Annotated in this window: 12 protein-coding genes; 4 read left to right on the top strand and 8 right to left on the bottom strand. The window is 61.7% G+C overall.

Annotated features, from left to right (window positions below; genetic code table 11):
- Nucleotides 1-348 precede the first annotated feature (348 nt).
- Nucleotides 349-1,638, top strand: a complete 1,290-nt coding sequence (gene lysA, locus NG701_RS00575; RefSeq protein WP_252563318.1) for a diaminopimelate decarboxylase — start codon at nt 349-351, stop codon at nt 1,636-1,638.
- A 149-nt stretch (nt 1,639-1,787) separates the two neighbouring features.
- Here the strand turns inward: lysA and NG701_RS00570 are convergent, their stop codons facing one another.
- The 7 genes from NG701_RS00570 to NG701_RS00545 all read right to left on the bottom strand — a co-directional run bounded on the left by NG701_RS00570 (nt 1,788) and on the right by NG701_RS00545 (nt 9,628).
- Nucleotides 1,788-2,585: an IclR family transcriptional regulator gene (locus NG701_RS00570; protein WP_252563315.1), complete on the bottom strand. Its 798-nt coding sequence runs from the start codon at nt 2,583-2,585 to the stop codon at nt 1,788-1,790.
- Nucleotides 2,586-2,770: 185 nt separating this feature from the next.
- A complete protein-coding gene (pruA, locus tag NG701_RS00565; protein WP_252563312.1) occupies nt 2,771-4,417 on the bottom strand; it encodes an L-glutamate gamma-semialdehyde dehydrogenase in 1,647 nt (548 codons plus the stop codon).
- A 52-nt stretch (nt 4,418-4,469) separates the two neighbouring features.
- The gene (locus NG701_RS00560) at nt 4,470-5,144 is read right to left on the bottom strand and encodes a GntR family transcriptional regulator (protein WP_252563309.1); all 675 of its coding nucleotides are present in this window, start codon (nt 5,142-5,144) and stop codon (nt 4,470-4,472) included.
- 73 nt (nt 5,145-5,217) lie between these two features.
- A complete protein-coding gene (locus tag NG701_RS00555) occupies nt 5,218-6,129 on the bottom strand; it encodes a proline dehydrogenase family protein (protein WP_252563306.1) in 912 nt (303 codons plus the stop codon).
- Nucleotides 6,130-6,506: 377 nt separating this feature from the next.
- The gene (locus tag NG701_RS21270; protein WP_374208635.1) at nt 6,507-7,103 is read right to left on the bottom strand and encodes a HutD/Ves family protein; all 597 of its coding nucleotides are present in this window, start codon (nt 7,101-7,103) and stop codon (nt 6,507-6,509) included.
- A 111-nt stretch (nt 7,104-7,214) separates the two neighbouring features.
- Nucleotides 7,215-8,468, bottom strand: a complete 1,254-nt coding sequence (locus NG701_RS00550) for an allantoate amidohydrolase (protein ID WP_252563303.1) — start codon at nt 8,466-8,468, stop codon at nt 7,215-7,217.
- Nucleotides 8,468-9,628 carry an FAD-dependent oxidoreductase gene (locus NG701_RS00545; protein ID WP_252563301.1) on the bottom strand — a complete coding sequence of 387 codons (1,161 nt, stop codon included), beginning with the start codon at nt 9,626-9,628 and terminating at the stop codon, nt 8,468-8,470. The genes NG701_RS00550 and NG701_RS00545 overlap by 1 nt, the downstream gene beginning before the upstream one ends.
- A gap of 128 nt (nt 9,629-9,756) precedes the next feature.
- On the opposite strand from NG701_RS00545, the gene NG701_RS00540 reads away from it, so the two are divergent.
- Complete coding sequence (locus NG701_RS00540; protein WP_252563299.1) at nt 9,757-10,635, top strand: LysR substrate-binding domain-containing protein; 879 nt, start codon at nt 9,757-9,759, stop codon at nt 10,633-10,635.
- 134 nt (nt 10,636-10,769) lie between these two features.
- Here the strand turns inward: NG701_RS00540 and NG701_RS21265 are convergent, their stop codons facing one another.
- Nucleotides 10,770-11,387 (bottom strand): hypothetical protein, encoded by a 618-nt coding sequence (locus tag NG701_RS21265; RefSeq protein WP_374208637.1) that lies wholly within the window; start codon nt 11,385-11,387, stop codon nt 10,770-10,772.
- Nucleotides 11,388-12,209: 822 nt separating this feature from the next.
- Between NG701_RS21265 and NG701_RS00535 the strand changes: the two genes are divergently transcribed.
- Nucleotides 12,210-13,187 (top strand): Ldh family oxidoreductase, encoded by a 978-nt coding sequence (locus NG701_RS00535; protein WP_252563295.1) that lies wholly within the window; start codon nt 12,210-12,212, stop codon nt 13,185-13,187.
- A 129-nt stretch (nt 13,188-13,316) separates the two neighbouring features.
- Nucleotides 13,317-14,468 (top strand): proline racemase family protein, encoded by a 1,152-nt coding sequence (locus NG701_RS00530; RefSeq protein WP_252563292.1) that lies wholly within the window; start codon nt 13,317-13,319, stop codon nt 14,466-14,468.
- The last annotated feature ends 378 nt before the right edge of the window (nt 14,469-14,846 follow it).

Below are 14,846 nucleotides of genomic sequence, written 5' to 3'. Positions count from 1 at the left end.
AATGGAATCAGAGGCGGAAAGTACGCCGACAGGGAACTAAAGAAATGGTGGCGGCCGACAGCTGCTACCACATCACCCGACAGGAGCCGGGCACACCAAAGGACAATCTGTCCAAGCCACTAAGAGCAGGAATCCACGGCCATGAAAAAGCTGACAGCACCAAGGACCACCCAGCAGCGTCCCCACTACGACGCACTTCCGGCCCTGAGGCAGGAGGCCGCAGACCGGCGCATGTGGACAGGTTGCACCGGTGGAGAGTTTTCGCTGGATTGCCCATTCTGCTGGAGCCCCGAACCCAGCCGTCAGCGCATCACGGCCGCCGACCTGTACTGAAATACTGAGGACTGAATGCCTGAACTTCATTGCGAGCCAACCGGCAAACCGCTACCCGGAAGCCTCTCCGGAGCCCGCCTGGCCGCAATCGTCGATCGTGTTGGAACTCCTGTGTGGATCTATGATGCCCGCACCATCAGGGCACAAGTTGATCGTCTTCGAAACTTTGATGTGATCCGGTACGCACAAAAGGCCGGTTCAAACATCCACATCCTCCGCCTGATGAAAGAGTTGGGTGTGGTGGTGGATGCAGTGTCTGCTGGCGAAGTCGAAAGGGCGTTGACGGCGGGATACACTCCGGGTACTGCTGAGGAAGAGATCGTCTTTACGGCAGATCTGCTGGACCGCGAAGCGTTGAAGCTGGTTGTTGAGCGCCGGATACCGGTTAATGCCGGTTCTCCGCAGATGCTGGAACAGCTGGGAGAGGTCTCGCCCGGACACCCTGTGTGGCTCAGAATCAATCCCGGATTTGGACACGGCCATAGCCGCAAGACGAACACGGGCGGCAGTCACAGCAAGCACGGGATCTGGCACGAGCATGTCCCAGAAGGCCTGGGTATCGTGGACCGGCACGGGCTGAAACTGGTCGGTTTCCATATGCACATCGGCTCCGGCGTGGACTACTCCCACCTCGAGCAGGTGTGCGATGCCATGGTTCAGCAGGTCAAGCGGCAGGGCAGGGACGTGGAGGCGATATCCGCCGGCGGCGGCCTCTCCATTCCCTACGCTCCGGACGACCCGGCTGTGGACACACAGCGGTATTTCAGCGTCTGGGATACTGCGAGGCGTGAGATCAGTGATTACTTGGGCCACAGGGTCAGGCTCGAAATTGAACCGGGCCGCTTCCTGGTGGCGGAATCAGGAGTACTGGCGGCAGAAGTAAGGGCCAGCAAGAAGGTTGCCCACAACCACTTCTTGCTGGTCGACGCCGGTTTCAACGATCTTGTCCGCCCGGCCATGTACGGCAGCCGGCACCAAGTGACCATCCTTGCTCCTGACGGATCCGCCCGCTCAGGCCCGCTATCCGACGTCGTGCTTGCCGGGCCGCTTTGCGAAGCCGGCGACGTCTTTACGCAGTCCGACTCGGGCGACGTTCAGGCCATGCAGCTGCCCGAAGCCGTGATGGGCGATCTGGCCGTCTTTCATGACACCGGCGCCTACGGCTCCAGCATGTCTTCAAACTACAACTCCCGCCCGCTGATACCGGAAGTCCTTGTCGACGGCGAAAGCACCACGCTGATACGACGACGCCAAACGGTTCAGGAACTGATAGCCCTTGAAGCGGACTCCGTTCGCCTGAGCTGATCCAGCTCGTCGTTGACCGCACAGGTTGCCTCCGCCCGTCAATCCCGGGTGGCGGCAACCTTAACGGAGCGGAGCCCTTTAACCTGTCCGCCTGCTCCAGCTCCGACTCAGCTGCTGTCGGGATGCCACAAGATCAGGCACCGCCCGGCTTAGGCGGGTGAACTGACGTTGCTGAGATCCAGGGCAGCTTCGCATGTGGAGTATATGAACTGCGCACGAGCATCGTTGGTGCCGGACCGCTCGAGGGGAACCATGCTGGTCACCACACCGGCGAGACTTCCGCCCTCATTTAGGACAGGGGCGCTGACGCCCCAGATACCCGGAGCCAGGGCGCCTGAGCTGGTTGCATAGCCGCGCTCCCTGATGCTTGCGAGGTCGGCGCGGATGGTGGCTTCGTCTTCCCTGCCAAGGAAATGGCCGGCAAGAATTGCGTCCCCTTCTTCCTCGGGCAAGGAGGCCAGGATGGCCCGTGCGCTGGCCCCCTGCAGGAGCGGACGGGAGCGTCCGGCGGCATAGCTGCAACTGAGGATGTGCTCGCTCTCCACGGATTCGACGCAGAGGGCCTCTCCGCTGCTCTGGACCAGGAAGGCAGCCAGCTCGCCCGTTTCGCGGGAGAGCTGTTCAAGCCTTTGCTTTACAACTCCTTGGGCGAGGGCTTCCTCGCGGTAGTTCTCGGCCAGTCGAACCACTTCGGGTCCCGCTGAATAGCGCCCGTAGGCCTGGCTCTCTACGACGAAACCGGCCTGCAGCAGGGTCTGGAGGTGCCGTTCGACAATGGAGGTTGGAAGCCGGAGAAGGCCTGAGATGTGCCAGCTGCTGAGACTCCGGTGGCGGGCGAACAGGAGCAGGATGGACATCGCCGTCCCGCGTTCGTCGCGCCGTTTCAGCGAATCGGCTGCGGCCGGGCTGGAGGCCGACGCTTTTCGAGTGAGGATTCTTTTCTTCATGGGAGAACTTCCGAGGCTGGGTGGAACGCCGGAGAGGGCAGCAGCCGCCGCCTGAGCTTGGTCAGGCGGCGGCTGCCGGAAGCCGTTCGGAACGTTGCGAGGTGCCCGACGGCGGTTGGAGGCCAAGTGCGCGGATGCGCACCCGACCGGTCACGGAAGGCCCTGGTTAGTGGGGCCTTGTTTTGTTACTGGGCGAGGTACGGCTGCCGCCATTCGTTGGATGGTGAGAAGTTCTCGTGGATGAACCGGCCGCTGAGCCAGCGCTGCAGGGCCAGGCGGGAACCGGCCTTGTCGTTGGTGCCTGAACCGCGGCCGCCGCCGAAGGCGACCTGGCCCATGAGCGCACCGGTGGGCTTGTCGTTGATGTAGGTCATGCCGGAGGCGTTGCGGAGCTTGTCCAGTGCAAACGAGACGGCGCGGCGGTTGTTGGCAAAGATGGACAGGGTCAGGGCATAGTTGCTGGTCTGGTCCACCAGGTCCAGCACCGACTCCCACTCGCTGTCCTCGTAGACGTAGACCGTCAGGAGGGGACCGAAGAACTCTTCGCTCATGGTGAAGGCGTGGGGATCGGTGGTCTCGAAGATCGTAGGCTCAACGAACCAGCCCTCTTCAGGGTGGACGCTGCCGCCGGCCAGGAGCGTGTGGCTCGGGAGGGCCTTGGCCTTCTCGAGGGCAGCCTCGATCTTGCGCAGCGACGTCTCGTCGATGACTGCTCCGAGGAACGTCTCGTGCTCGGCGACGTCACCCACGCGGAGTGACTTGACGGTCTCGACGAGTTCGTCCTTGATCTGGTTCCAGATGCTGCGCGGGATGTAGGTGCGTGATGCAGCGGAGCACTTCTGGCCCGAGTACTCGAAGCCACTCCGGATCAGGGCAGCGCGCAGGGCATCGGCGTCGGCGCTCGGATGCGCCACCACAGCGTTCTTGCCGCCCGTTTCGCCTACCAAGCGGGGGAAGGAGCGATACTGGTCGATGTTGTTTCCGGCCTTCTTCCAGAGGCTCCGGAACACGTCCGTGGAACCGGTGAAGCTCAGGCCGGCAAAGTCCGGGTGGCTCATCGCCTGGTCGGAGATCGCACGGCCCGAACCGTGTATGAGGTTGATGACACCTGGTGGCAGGCCTGCTTCCTCGAACATCCGCATGAGGACGTCATTGCTGAGTGCAGCCTTTTCGGAGGGCTTCCAGACCACGGTGTTTCCCATGAGTGCGGCGGTGGTGGGGAGGTTGCTGGCGATGGCGGTGAAGTTGAACGGCGTGATGGCCAGGACGAAGCCTTCCAGTCCGCGCTGGTCCAGGGAGTTCCCTTCGCCCTGCAGGGATTCAGGCTGGTCAGCGAAGATCTGCTGGGCGAGGTGGGCGTTGTAGCGGAAGAAGTCGGCCACTTCGCTGGCGGCGTCAATCTCAGCCTGGTGGAACGTCTTGGACTGCCCGAGCATGGTGGTGGCAACCAGTTCGTCCCGATACTTGCCGGCTGCGAGGTTCCCAGCGCGCAGGAAGATCGCGGCGCGTTCCCACCAGGGCGTGCGGGACCAGTCATGCTGTGCAGCGAGGGCTGCCTCGATTGCAGACTGGGTTACCGACTCATCGGCAGTGGGGATGCGGCCCAATACCTGGGAGTGGCGGTGGGGAGCTGTGACGTTGCGCAGCTCACCGGTCATGGAGCGTACTCCGTTGATGACGTGGGGCAGGTCGCGGACCGTGGCTGAGATTTCGGCGATTGTCTTCTTGACCGAGGCCGCTTCCGGTGAACCGGGGCGGAATTCCCGCGACGGCTCGTTGTGGGGGACGGGGACCTTGAAGTTGCCAGTAACGCTGACTGATTGGGGGGACATTATCTGGTTATCTCCTCTTGGATGTTCCCGGGACAGAGGGCCCCGGGTTTGTTTAGTGGGTTTCGAGACGGAGCTCCAGCCGGCGCAACGCGCTGGCAAGAGAGTCCGCGGTAATGGTTGTAGCTGCGGCGGTATCGCCGTTGAGCAGTGCCTGGACCAGGGCCGGTTGCGGTGTCCAGAGCGAGTTGTCGTTCTTAGCCAGGGCTTCTGTGGCGCCCATGACCTTGTAGGGCCGGCATTGGAGCCACAGCTGTTCAATAGTGCTGACAAGAACGGGGTTGCCGGAAGCCCGGTACAGGGTCCTCAGCACGTCCTCGTCCAAGTCCAGGGCCTCAATGATGCGGCCCTCCGCAACGGCTTTCTGCATCTTCCCGCAGGAGGCCTCCATTAGGCGCATGTCCTTGCGGCTGACCTGGGGAGCACCCTGGCTTGCTGCCTCCACTTCGAGGATGGTCCTGACGTCGTAGATATGAATCAGCTCGGCAGCGGTGAACGTCCGGACCACCGCACCTTTGTGGGGGATGCGCGTTGCCAGTCCCGCCTCTTCCAGCCGGCGGATCGCCTCCCGAACAGGCATGACGCTCGTACCCACCATCGCCGCCAGGTCCCTGACCCGAAGTGGCTTCCCCGATTCCAGGGAGCCGGTCAGGATGGCGTTCTCCAGTACCTCGTACACCTGGTCAGCCACCAAAGTGGGGGTGACCAGGCTGGCCATGTGAAGGCTCATGGAGATCTCCGTTCCTAGCTGCACTGCGCTACCCGTGATATTTGATCACATTCCAGCGTACCGCATTGCCTTTTCAACCTCCGATAAGGGAGCGAAGAAAGAGCAGGAGGTTGGCGGGCTTTTCGGCCATCCGGCGCATGAGGTAGGGGTACCACTGCGTGCCGTAAGGCAGGTAAACGCGAACACGGTATCCCTCCCGGACCAGTTCATCCTGCAGCTTCCGCCGGACGCCGTAGAGCATCTGGAATTCAAAGGAGCGCTTGTCCAGTCCCAGCCTGGCTGCGGTTTCCTTGACGACGTCGATGCAGGTGTCGTCGTGTGTACCGAACGCCGGGTCAGGCAGGTGCTGGAGCGCCCACCGGGAAAGATATTTGTACTGCTCGGTCACTTCGTCAGCATCGCAGAGAGCCGCTGATGAGGACTCGTCGAAGGCGCCCTTGACGAGACGGATCCTGGGCTTGATGTCGACGAAGGACAGCAAATCCTCAGGTGTTTGGCGCATGTTCGCCTGGATCGCTAACCGCGTATTCGGGTGATCGGGGAGGATGCTCTTGTAGATGGCGAGGGTTTCCCGGCCCACAGAGCTGTGCTCCATATCAACTTCAACGGTTGCCCCATGGGTGGCGGCAGCGTCCAGCAGCGTCTTGAGGTTGTTGGCGCATTCCCGGGGGTCTATCATGATGCCCAACTGGGAGAGCTTAACCGAGACGGTGGAGCCAGGTGCCCGGTTTTGGATGTCCTCGATCGCCCCCTGGTATTCGCGGGTGGCCTCTTTCGATTGAACCAGATGATGAACTGACTCGCCCAACAGATCCAGGCTGACATCGATGCCGGCGTTATTAAGCGCTGTTGTGGCAGCCCAGGCTTCGTTAAGCCCGCGGCCGGCGACGTAACGGTCCACGATGGGGCGGGTCAGCCGGTTCCGTGTGGCTATGGCTTCGAGTCTCTTATTCTCTGCGACATGCAGAAGGAGTGTGTTTGGCATAGGTGCACTTCCTGATAGTCGCCGCGGCAGCCCCGCGGTTCCCGGCTGCCGGCCATTCCCTGGATTCGGGGCGGCTCGTGCAGATATTGTGGCCCAGCTCTCTTCCGAGGGCTGTGTGAACCACATTATCTTGTGATCACAAATCACACAAGGGTTTGAATCTAAATTGCTTTCGGACGCTCGGACGGAGTGGAATGAGCGAATGCATGCTCTGCTCTCCCGCCACCGGCTTCGTTGGACCTACTTCGCATCACGTATTAGCGGAATAGCCCATGGCCGAAGAAGAGGTTTGCGTGGAGGGCCGCGAAGTGGACGGTTGCTTCTAGTGCGCAGGGCTTGAGACTGAGAAGTACCGACCGCAAAAGGCGGGCTGGGGGCTAGGCTGCGTGTACGCTCACCACAGCAATGAGGCAGCCATCGGCCTGAAGTTCCTCTGTGTTTGTGTCCAGAAGGATTGTTGTCAGGTCTGCAAGTTTTTTGCCATTCATGAGTGTGGCCGTGCCTGCAAGGACGGTCGCGGCTACGATCCCGGACCCAGGGTCCAGCAGAACCTTACCGTTCCGAACCTCAGTATCGACACGTCCGTGGCACGTCCCCCGTCGGGTCATGAGGTTTAGGCCCAATTTGGGCTCGTCCGACGCAAGCTTGACCGTCACGGAAGCTTCGCCTGCGAAGGTTACCTTTTGCCCTTGCTGCAATGTGCACTCCTTGCTGCCCACGGTCATCACCACGGGACCTGGGCTTGCAAGAGTAAATACCCTGTCGATCCCTGGAAGCAAGGAGAAGTCCGCAGACCGGGTCAATTCGGCCAGACTGAGCCGCCACTGGTACTCGGTGGACCGCCCATTGAGGAAGTGCCCGGTACCGCGGTTAATACCGACACCGAGCTCCTTCGTGTACCCGGCTCCATTGGCCCACACACTGTCCGGGAGGAGCGACGGAAGGACGAGTCTTGCACTTGAAGAACTTGTCATGGGCTTCCTCTGGGAGCAGTGGAGACAGGAAAGGAGCCGGCGGGCCTTGAGGCCACGGGAAAGCACCCGCGCCGGATGAATCGACGCGGGTGCTGATATTTCGTTAGGACATCAGCCCATCAATCCGTGCAGGGCATCTGCCAGGGTTTGTGCCCCAGTCTCGGCATCCTCGTCCACTACGTGTTCTTCGGGGGAGTGGGAAACGCCGCTCGGGTTCCGGACAAACACCATGGCCGTGGGAACGTAGGGCGCGAGTACGCCGGCGTCGTGGCCGGCCCCGGTGTCCAGAATGGGTGCATGCGGCAGGGCGAGCTGGAGTTCCTTCTGCAGGCCTTGGTCGAAGTGGACGGTGCGGCTCAGCGACTCTTCCCGGAGCTCAACCCGGCAGCCTTCCTCGGCCGCGATGACCTGTGCCTGCACGTGGATGCTCTCCACGAGGGCTGATGTCACAGCGTCGTCTGGGTGCCGGACGTCCAGCCAGAAATCAACGCGTGAGGCGATGACGTTGGTCCCGCCAGGTACCGGCTGAAGCCGGCCCACCGTAGCTCGGGCGTGAGCCTGGTTGCGGGCGATGTCACGGATGGCCACCACCATCCTGGAAGCCGACACCATGGGGTCATGCCGGTCCGCCATCAGCGTCGTTCCGGCGTGGTTCCCCTGCCCATGGACGCTCAGGCGCCAGCGGCCGTGGCCGAGGATGGACGACGCAATCGCTATGGGCTGGTCCAGGTCGATCAGGCCGCGGCCCTGTTCAACATGCAGTTCAACAAAGGCGCCAATCTGGCCCAGGAGCTTGTCGTCCCGGCCAACAAAACGGGGATCCAGCCCGTTGGCCTGCGCGACGTCCGCGAAGGTGGAGCCATCGGAATCCCGGAGGTTCCGGGCCTTGTCGGGATCAATGGCGCCGGTCATCAGCCGCGAGCCCAGGCACGCGACGCCGAACCGTGACCCTTCCTCTTCCGGGAACACCACAACTGCCAGCGGGCGTGTCGGGGAGGCCATCTGTGCCTTGAGGATGTCGACTGCCACCAAAGCGGAGGCCACGCCGAGGGGACCGTCGAAGGCCCCGCCGCCGGGTACCGAGTCGAGGTGGCTTCCGGTGACGAGGCTGTTGTTGCGGTCTCCACCGGGCACATCCCACCAAGCCCAGATGGCGCCATTGCGGTCCGTTTCAATGGACAGTCCGCGCTTCGCGGCCTGTTCAACGAACCAGTTGCGCAGGTCCAGCTCAGCTGTGGAGTACACCGGCCGTGTGTAGCCGCCGCGGAGCGCGTCAATGCCGGTGCCTGCAATGTCGGACAAAACACCGGTAACCGTTGCCGGCAGCGCCTGGGACAGGGGAGTGGTTTCGGTGCCGGGCGCCATCAGTGGGTCCGCACTGATGCGTGGCCGGCCTGGGCTGCGAGCCGGAACTGATCCGGAACGGGTCCTGCACCGGTGGCCAGGTCCGCGGCGAGCTGACCGATCAGTGGCGCGAACTTGGCGCCGTGTCCGGAACAGGGGGAGAGGATGGTGATCCCGTCCACGCGGTCGAGGATGAAGTCCTCGGTGGGAGTGTTGGTGAACAGGCAGGTGGTTTCGGCATACGGTTCCGGAACCAGCCCCGGCAAGTACTGTTCCACGTATTCGATGACTCGACGGCGGTTCCCGGGATCGATCCGGCCGTCCTGTTCCGCGGCGGAGGGCAGAATCTTCCCGCCGTTGTATTCTGCGACTTTCTGCCCGCGGAAGCCGGCGTCGCGTCCGCCCGGCAGGCCGTAGGCCTGCCAGCCCGCACGCTTGTGAATGAATGTCGGCCAAGGCGAGGAGCCGTGGTCCGTCCCGTCCGCGTAAGGGAAGTGGTAGGCCTGTTCCTGGCGCACTTCGATCGAGGGCATGCCGGACAGGAATGATGAGGGCAGCGACAACGATCCCAGAAGCTTCGGAAGCCAGCCGCCGGCGGCAACAATCACGTTGGCGGCGTGCAGGGACCGGCCATCCTCCGACGTCAGCACATAGCCGCCGTTCGATGCCACAATCGAGGCAACAGCCCAGTTGTCGTGGACTTCCGCGCCATGCGCCACGGCCTGGTCAACCATGGAAGCGACGGATTCATGCGCATCGATGACGCCGGCATCGGGGTGCCAGAGTACCTGGGTATCAAAGGCAATCTGGGGCCACCGGCGGTGAGCCTCTTCCGGGCTAAGGAGCTCGTGATCGATGCCGCGCGCCGCCAGCACAGCGGCCAGGCGTTCCGGCTCACGGATCGCACCGTAGTCGACCGCGCCAGTGAGGGTGATGAGCTGCTTGCCGCTCAGGCGCGCCAGCTCGTCCCATCCGGCCTTCGCTTCCTGGACGAGGCCGGTGTAGAACTCCTCCGGGTAGGCGTAGCGGAAGATCCGGGCCGAGCCATGGGAACTGCCGGCATCATTCGCGGGTGTTGAACGCTCGAGCAGGGAAACGTCATGGCCGCGGGCGGCGAGATGCCAAGCGGTGGCGGCTCCAGACAGCCCAGCGCCGACGACGGCGTATTCGGTCGATTCCATGGGTGGCTCCTTGGCTACGGGATGGGCAACAGGGGGATGCCCTCTACATATCCAGTAACGCATCCATAAACGCCGCACGTCCAATATCATTTGACTAGTAATTATTGGCGTCTATCGAAAGAATCGTGATGGAACTCCGTCAGCTTCGGTACTTCCTCGTCGTCGCCGACGAGTTGCACTTCGGCCGCGCAGCGGAACGCCTGCACATTACCCAGCCGCCGCTGACCGTCGCCGTCAGAAGGCTGGAGCGTGAGCTGGGGGTCCAGCTGTTCGAACGCACCACCCGCCGCGTGGCGTTGACTGCGGCGGGCGAGGCGTTCAAGGACCGGGTCCAGGCTGCTGTGGCGGACCTCGACGACGCCGCAGGGGACGTTGCCGACGTCGCCGCGGGTAAGAGCGGCAAGATCAGGGTTGGCTTCGTCAGTTCGGCGAGCTACACCGCAGTACCCGAAGCAATCCGGGCATTCCGCCAGCACCGCCCACGCATAAACCTCGTGCTGAACCCCCTCACCAGTGGGGAGCAGATTGAGCAGCTGCTGAACGGGAACCTTGACCTGGGCCTCATCCGGGATCCGGGCGACGTCCCCGGGCTGAGCCTTGAGCTCCTCAGTACCGAAGACCTGGTGCTTGTCCTGCCCGAGACGCACCGTCTGGCGGCCGCGGAAGAGGTCCGCCCCCAGGATCTGGAAGGGGAACCCATGATCCTCTTTCCCTACCGCCTGATGCCAGGCTTCGTGGCCCGGGTCCTCCGGCTCTTCGATCCGCTCCCCACCCCACCAGTGGTGATACAGCAGGCCATTCACCAGGAAACCGTCCTCGGCCTCGTCGCCGCAGGATTGGGGATCTCCGTCCTCCCGGAGTCCGTGCAGCGGTTCCAGATGCCGGGAGTCACCACGTGCCGCTTCGCCGGCAGGCCGCAGACGGAACTCCATATCGCCCGGCCTTATGGCCAATCGCCTGCGGTGGACGACTTCATCCTGTGCCTCAAAGGAGAGATGCACGGATAACCCCTCGGATCCTGGAAGCCTGCGCCATCAACGGGCCACAGTCCCGGGCATGTCAGTCGGGGAGGAATCGTCCGATGCGATGCCAACGGCGGCTTCCCGCAAAGTCTCTTCATCGTGCTCTGCTTTGTTGCCACTCATTGACTGTACGACCGCCCGGGCAACAACAAGAACCTCCCATGGCATCCCCGAGCTCTTGAACAAAGCGGGGTGGACGGATCCAGCACGACAGCTCCGGTCGCTACAGCTCTCATGGGGATCAGGTCCCCAGCTTTCAGGTATCCCTCCTGAATGGATATGATGACGTCCCCTGACTCGCGCAGAGCGGCCCCCACATCTTCGACCACCACCTGGGCTCGCCCACACAAAGCAGCATCAACTTCCCGGACGTTGGCCTTATGGGAGCCTAACGCGACCGCGATCGAGTCGGGGCGCAAAAGGGTGGAGCCAAAGAGCGGTTCACTGGCGGATGTAGCGCAGATGAACAAATGGGCTGCGGCCAGTGCACTTTCTGCTTCAGCTGAATTCAGGCGGACTACATCGGCAACTGGGGAAAGCGGGAGGTGCACCCGCTCAGGGCTGCGGACGATGTACGTCACGCTCTCGGTTTCACGGTGGCCGTCCATGACGTCCATGACAGTTTCTACGTGTGCAACGGCTTGCCGTCCGGCGCCGAAGACAGTCAGCTTCAACGGCGTTGAGCCTAGAGTGAGCGCGGGCAGGATGGCGGCTACGGAAACTGCGGGTGTACGCAGGGCTGTGAGGCACTGCCGTCCAGCACTGCCTGCGGAGTAAGTGTCTGCGCGTCGAAAATTAGGTCGAGCGCCTGGATGCGGGAAGATTCATGTCGGGATTCGCCGGGCCACCGTAGCCACCTTTTCGCCTCGTATGATCTCTCGCTTCCGCAGACATAAGAAGAAACCGCCCATGGCAAAGGGGAATGACGCTTCGGGCGGGATCGAGTGCTCGATCAAGCCCTGCATTCAAGGCCTCTACGATGGCGACGATAGCCTGCGCAGGCGAAATAAGACCGCGGAGCTCAGGTTCCGTTATGAACTCAACCTGCACAGCCGCCCCTTTGTCATTGAAGTCGCCCCTCGGCCTTACACACGCTCAGCTTTAAAGACTGTTCCGTCTGCCCGAGAGACGCACAAGTGATGTATGCGCCTCGAGGTCCTCCCCTCTTTGCGGTCCCGGTCACCCGTAAAGCCCGACAATCAGGTCCGCGAATGCTACCGGCCTGCCATTGACGGATATGTGATCACAGATTACGGTGGGGAGTGATGACGAGCACATTCAGTTTCGAAGACATCTGCAGCGGCAGGACTTAGTCCTTGCCTTGGCCGCAGAGAGGGATTTGCCTGACGGCCAGCTCCCTATCTGTATTTTTCCGCTAGTGAAAGTGGCCGGCAGCAAGCTTTTCCCGCCGCCACATCTTCCCGAAGCGTCGCACTACAAACATACCTTTGGTGATCGCTGGCATCGTGAAACCTAATTACTTCGGAGCCGAGCTATTGGCCTTAGCTTTTTAGTCCCCCGCACTATCCGGTGACCCCTGTTGAGAGGACTGTCCCCTTATGACCAATATCCGCAGCGAGGAACTGGCCGAAATTTGCCGCCGTGCATTGGAGAGCGCCGGTGCAGACAGCTCGGCCGCAGAAATTCTGGCGAAAGCCACCGTAGAGGCTGAACTTGTCGGCAATCGCGCCGTGGGCGTTGCGCACCTCTTCGACTATCTGGACGGTTACCGGACGGGACGCATCGCGACCGACGTCCAACCTCGGATACATCGCTCCGCGCCAGCGGTTATTGACGTTGACGCTTGTAACGGGCTGGCTCAGACAGCCTTTGAAGCCGCCCTCGCGGACCTGCTGGAGGCCGCACGCGATGCGGGGATGGCCGCATTGTGGGTCCGGCGGTCCTATACCTGCGGGGAACTCGGGTATTATGCCCGTCGGCTTGCACAGGAGGGCTTCATTGCAATGGCTTCTGCCAATAGCCCTGCGCTGATGTCAATAGGTGGCTCTCCCCAGCCGGTCCTGGGCACGAATCCCTTGGCCTACGGTATTCCACGGCCTGGCAAGATGCCTTTCGTGATTGACCAGGCATCCTCATCGACTGCGTATGTCAACATAAAGCGCGCCGCCGAAAAGGGTGAGCCTATTCCTGCTGGATGGGCGCTGGGTCCGGACGGCGAACCAACGCAGAATGCCAGCGAGGCTCTCCAGGGGACTTTGTTGCCCTTTGGCGGACACCGCGGGGGGAACGTGGCCTTACTGATGGAAGTCCTCGCTACGCTTTCAGGTGCGTCATTTTCCGTGGATGCTGCGCCCTTCGATCATGGCGCCGTTTCACCAGGTATCGGAGTGTTCTTGTTGGCTATTGATCCCTCGCGATTCACAGGGTCTGTGGATCGTATCGGGAAGCAGCTCGAGTACCTTCGGGACGAGCACCAGGTTCGCCTCCCTGCACTCGAACTGTCTGCCCTGCCCGATCATATTGAAGTTGACGACGATGCTCTCCTGCGGCTGCGGAAAGCTGCCGAAGCCGCCTGATGCAGGCCAGGCGGCCGCCACAGACTTACGACTGAGTCGAACAAGCTGAAAGCACGCCTATTGATCAACATTGGATGAGCGGTAATAGCTACTTGGCGTCAGCCAGTACGGCAAATGAAGGTGGCCAGAATGTCCTATAAACGAATGATCCAGGCTGTGGAGACCCACTCCGGTGAGCCGATGCGGGTTATTACCGGCGGGGTTCCACACATCCCCGGTGACACCGTATATGAGCAGATGAAATGGCTTGAGCAGAACGACGATCAGCTCAGGAAGATGATGTTGCGTGAGCCGCGGGGATACGCGCCGTTATGCTGCAACCTGGTTGTCCCTCCGAAACATCCAGAGGCCGCAGCGGGTTTCATCATTATGGAACAGGTGGAATATCCCGTGATGAGTGGGGGAAACACTATCGCGGTGGCAACCGTCCTGCTCGAGACCGGCATGATCCCCATGCAGGAGCCGCTCACGGAGTTCAAGCTCGAGTCCCCTGCAGGTCTCATCGGAATTAAGGCTGAGTGCCGCGACGGCCGGGTACTTAACGTGACGCTGGAGAACGTGCCTGCCTTCGCTGTTCATCTTGATGCCGTCATTGACGTCCCTGAGCTGGGTAAAGTGACGGTTGACGTTGCTTGGGGCGGCATGTTCTACGTCATCGCCGACGTGGAGCAGTTCGAGTCGCTTGAACTTGTACCGGAGCGGGGACGGGACATCACTCGCATCTCTGCATTGATTCTGCGGGCGGCCCAGGATCAGCTGCCCGTTGAGCATCCGGACTATCCGGGAATTGGGATCACCATCGCGCAGCTTTCCGGACGCACTGATAATCCAAATGCCGACAGGAAGAATGCCGTCACGGTTTCAAGCGGTCCGGTTGATTTTGATAATCCCGCCACGTGGACCGGCGGTGTGGATCGGTGCCCCTGTGGTACAGGTACGTGTGCAAAAATGGCGACCCTTTATGCCAAGGGTGAGCTGGGGCTGAACCAGCCTTTCCGTCATGAAGGAATCCTGGAGACGGTTTACACCGGGGAACTGGTCGAAGAAGTTCGTATCGGCGACCGAGTAGCTGTCGTCCCGACAGTCAGTGGCCGTGCATGGATCACAGGTTTCAGCACGCATGTCCTCGAATACGATGATCCCTTTCCCAATGGTTTTACCATCGGTGATATCTGGGCTCCGCAGGCCCAGGAGCAGGGCTTGGGCCAGTCATCGGCCGGCAGTACACCGTCATTTGCTGATGCTGTACCCTCCGGGAAGGTGGCAGAAACTGCGCACTGAGGTCGACGGTGCCAGTAGCCCCCGCTAATTAGAGGGATTGCCCAGACGATGGCCCCGGGACGGTGATGTCCCGGGGCCATCGGTCACTGAGGCTGTCCCCGGATATTCGGACGTATCTTTCGTGTCGGCTTGTCAGCTCAATGCAACCGGGGGATTGATACCTATCCTGGCTTCTGCCAGCGACTTTGGGCTTACACCCCCTGCCCGGGGACGTGTTCGGGGAGGTTAGCGAATCAGATACTAGCGGCAGGTTCCGTCAGATATCGAAACGTCTCCGCGCTTGCCCACATAAATCAGGGAGGGTGTGCTGTCAGGGCGAGATATAAAGTGCTGATCGCGTCCTCGTGAATCCGCGAATAGCCTCATGCCTCAACCCAG

It is taken from the genome of Pseudarthrobacter cellobiosi (assembly GCF_023913815.1).
GTDB lineage: Bacteria > Actinomycetota > Actinomycetes > Actinomycetales > Micrococcaceae > Arthrobacter > Arthrobacter cellobiosi.
This window is presented reverse-complemented; position numbering and strand designations above follow the sequence as displayed.